This is a genomic window from Desulfurococcus sp. (genome assembly GCF_049970475.1).
GTDB classification, from domain to species: Archaea; Thermoproteota; Thermoprotei_A; order Sulfolobales; family Desulfurococcaceae; genus Desulfurococcus; species Desulfurococcus amylolyticus.
Genome location: NZ_JBMFMW010000117.1, coordinates 1 through 3326 on the forward strand (window position 1 = coordinate 1; position 3326 = coordinate 3326).

The 3326-nt window shown below is 46.2% G+C and carries 4 protein-coding genes and 1 pseudogene; 3 read left to right on the top strand and 2 right to left on the bottom strand.

What is annotated here, in order from left to right:
* Positions 1-685, bottom strand: a pseudogene (locus tag ACP5N5_RS06335) (vWA domain-containing protein); the annotation flags it as partial.
* On the bottom strand, positions 682-1827 hold the full coding sequence (locus tag ACP5N5_RS06340) for an AAA family ATPase (RefSeq protein WP_428134146.1): 1146 nt from the start codon (positions 1825-1827) through the stop codon (positions 682-684). The pseudogene ACP5N5_RS06335 and the gene ACP5N5_RS06340, both read right to left, overlap by 4 nt.
* Before the next feature lie 136 nt (positions 1828-1963).
* Between ACP5N5_RS06340 and ACP5N5_RS06345 the strand changes: the two genes are divergently transcribed.
* The 3 genes from ACP5N5_RS06345 to ACP5N5_RS06355 all read left to right on the top strand — a co-directional run.
* A complete protein-coding gene (locus tag ACP5N5_RS06345; RefSeq protein ID WP_042667496.1) occupies positions 1964-2356 on the top strand; it encodes a PCC domain-containing protein in 393 nt (130 codons plus the stop codon).
* Positions 2325-2822 carry a GIY-YIG nuclease family protein gene (locus ACP5N5_RS06350; RefSeq protein WP_428134138.1) on the top strand — a complete coding sequence of 166 codons (498 nt, stop codon included), beginning with the start codon at positions 2325-2327 and terminating at the stop codon, positions 2820-2822. The genes ACP5N5_RS06345 and ACP5N5_RS06350 overlap by 32 nt, the downstream gene beginning before the upstream one ends.
* A gap of 64 nt (positions 2823-2886) precedes the next feature.
* Positions 2887-3326 (top strand): OB-fold nucleic acid binding domain-containing protein (locus ACP5N5_RS06355; protein WP_428134141.1); only part of this gene is annotated, 440 nt, incomplete at its 3' end.

Sequence of the window (3326 nt, forward strand, 5' to 3'; positions counted from 1 at the left end):
CTATTCTCTCGAGATCTCTCCCATACTCATACCCGGCTATCTCGCCGTGCTTAAACCTCCTCTTCTTCTTTTCTACGCTGAGCTCCCATGGCTTCAGCCCTTTCAACATCTCGAGTATTCTCTTCACATCTATGTTCCTAGCCAGCTTAAGTACCTCAGCTACATCCTCATCCAGGGAGAGCTGGCTTGCGGAGCCGGGCTCCAGCCCTTCTACTATTGATTTAAGTTTCTTCACGTTTTCTATATCGATGTTCACAGTTGTAAGCGCTTTCTCAACTATTCTACTGACTTCAGTGTTTTCGTTAACATTCATTTGCTCACTTCCCACTTTACTCTTGCCTGCCACCTCCTCTAGTAGCTTTACCTCTGAGAGGAAGACGCTTGCAGCGATACTACTGATGAAGGAATCCATTATAGTTCTGCTCTTAACAATTGGGAAATTGGGGGAGTCTTTTAAGGCTCTCAGAACCCTGTACTCTTCTCCCCCACTTGGGTCATCTTCTCTGAGTAGTGGAACCGGTAAGTAGAACAAGTAGAAGATGTCGGCTGCGAATTCATTGGAGATATCGAGTTTCCTCCCAGCGAATAACTCGGCCAACCTCTTTATCTTCCCTCCTCTATACCTTACAACAGGATCCCCGTAGTCCACGCCTCTTAAGTATCCTTCCTTATTCTTGGAGCTCATAGTACTAGCTTCCTCTTGATGAGGTCTATTGCATCATTTAATTCGCCCAGTACATCTATGGCTCGTCTCCTTACAACTTCATCGCCTGTCTCACGGGAAAGTTTCTCGAGTTTCTCCCTAAGGGTTTCGAAGCTCCTTAGATAATCTAGTAGCCTTGGGTCGAGCTCACTACTCCTCAGTATATATGCCTTCGCCTCTCTGAGATTCGCCTCTATCTCGCTTAACTCTCGCAGGTGTTTTTCCCGTGCCTCAACCTCGTCTAGGAGGATTGAGTATGCTTTCTCAGCCTCCTCTCTATCACGTGGCGCAACGTATTTTAACACATATAGGTCTTCCTCGGTAGCCTTCATTCTACCCTTTAGAAACGCGTGGGCAGCAATGGCTTTAAGCGCCTTCCCCTTCCTCCTATCTGTTAAATGCACTCCCTGATCCTCGAAGACAGCATACAGCTTTAACAATTTTTCCTTCACCCCGCTTACATCCACCTTGAAGATCATTGATGTAACCGCCCTGACTTCATCGATCGAGATAACGGGCCTAGCCTCCTGGTAGACTCCTTGTTCGATAAGCCATGAGGAATCCAGCAGTCTTCCCCACAAGTCCTCGCTCACCGGTTTAACGAAGTGACGTAATAGGAAGCGATCATATATAGCCTGGAGCTCTGGTTCATCCGGGACATTATTACTGGCAGAGATCAAGGTTAGCAAGGGTATCCCTATCTCAGAGTAGCCATCGTAAACTACTCTCTCATTCATAAGGGTAAGTAGCATGTTGAGGACTGCTGAATTGGCATTGAATATCTCATCTATGAAGGCTATGTCTGCTTCAGGTAGCTTCCCCTTAGTAACCCTAATATATTTCCCATCCCTAAGGGCAGCTATATCCAGGGGGCCGAATAATTCATCCGGCTCCGTAAACCTTGTAAGCATATATTTGAAGAACCTGGCTTTAACTAAGTCAGCTAAACGACGCGCTAGAGCAGACTTAGCTGTGCCAGGCTCGCCAATTAATAAGACATGTTCGCCCGAGATAAGTGAGAGAACAAGTAGCTCCGCCTCCTCACTCCTACCGACAAATGGCTTCTCAAGCTCTACCAGTAGATTAATAATCTTATCCATTAGATATCTTGGCTCGAAAGCCATGCTCACCTAAATCACCCTTGAAATCATTCTCAGCTGAGTAACTCTTCTTCATTCTCACTCCGCTGAAACCGGGTTTCATCACCATAACAAGGTTATATTAGTAGAACCTAATATATTGTAACTGGTGTAATACATCTTGAGGATAATACCTGTTAAAATAAATGAGGGCGATGTAGTCCATAGAAGTATCGAGGAATATATACGTAGAAACAGCTTGAAGGGAGGCATTATAACAGGGATTGGAGGCCTCATGGAAGCTGTAATAGGATTCTACAGCCCTGAGTCCAAGACATACTTGGAGAAAAGAATCAAGTCATCCGGGAGCGTCATCGAGGTGGCATCACTACAGGGAAACTACCTGGTTAAGCGGAACGGTGAGGTAAGCATCCATATACATGTAGTAGCAGGATTTGAGAACACTACTGTTGCCGGCCACCTGATCCACGGCACCGCTAAGCCGATGCTGGAAGTTTTCCTCATAGAGATCGGTGAGGTAGTTGGAGAAACATTCATCCATAGGGCTAGATGAGTACAGGAGGTCCTGCTACATACTAGTACTAGAGCTTCAAGAAGAGACAAGTATAGATTTAAGGCTCGGCAGGCAGAAACTAACACTAGGACCCGGTGTATACCTCTACATTGGCTCGGCGAAGGGCACCTGTGACGTATTTTGCAGGGTGCTCCGTCATCTTTCTTCATGGAAGAGGCTGCATTGGCATATAGATCAATTAACCAGTGACGCAAGAGTATTGAAACACGGGTTCTTCATTATTAAAAACAATCACGGTGACTGTGAGGCCGCTTTATCAGGCATCCTTAGAAGAATGTTCGATTACGTGAATGGATTCGGGTGTAGTGATAAACCAGGCGATGTATCCCACCTATATATTTGTAGTGGCATCTTGGAGGAATGTATTATCCAAGTATACAGGGTCCTCGACGACTCCTGCTTTGAACCAATATGGATCCAGGTTGAGTTATTGCCGGAAGGATAATATTTAAAAAGCCTTACATGTATACGGTTAATCACCGTAACCAAATATGGGAGTCGAAACCGTAATGAGTTCGAATCCAAATAAGGGGGAAACCCCTCCTACAAATATAATAGATCTAAAACCAGGAATGGAGAAGGTAACCGTTAAAGCCAGAGTAATAAAGATAGAGGCACCAAGGGTCATAAGGACTAAGAAGGGTCCTAGAACAATAAGCAACGCGATACTAGGCGATGAAACAGGGAGAGTAGAGACAACACTGTGGGGAGAAAAAGCAGGTACCCTGCAAGAGGGAGACGCAGTCGAAGTACACGGCGCATGGACAACAGAGTTCAAGGGGAAGGTCCAGCTAAACATCGGCAAATCAAGTGAGATAGTGAAGATAGATGACAGTTCTGTACCACATTCTGGAGAGATCCCGGAGGACTCGCCGACAGCGCCCCCAGGCTCGGGAGGCATTAGCCGGCCGCCTAGGAGACCGTTCGGTGGTAGAAGAGGCCCTAGGAG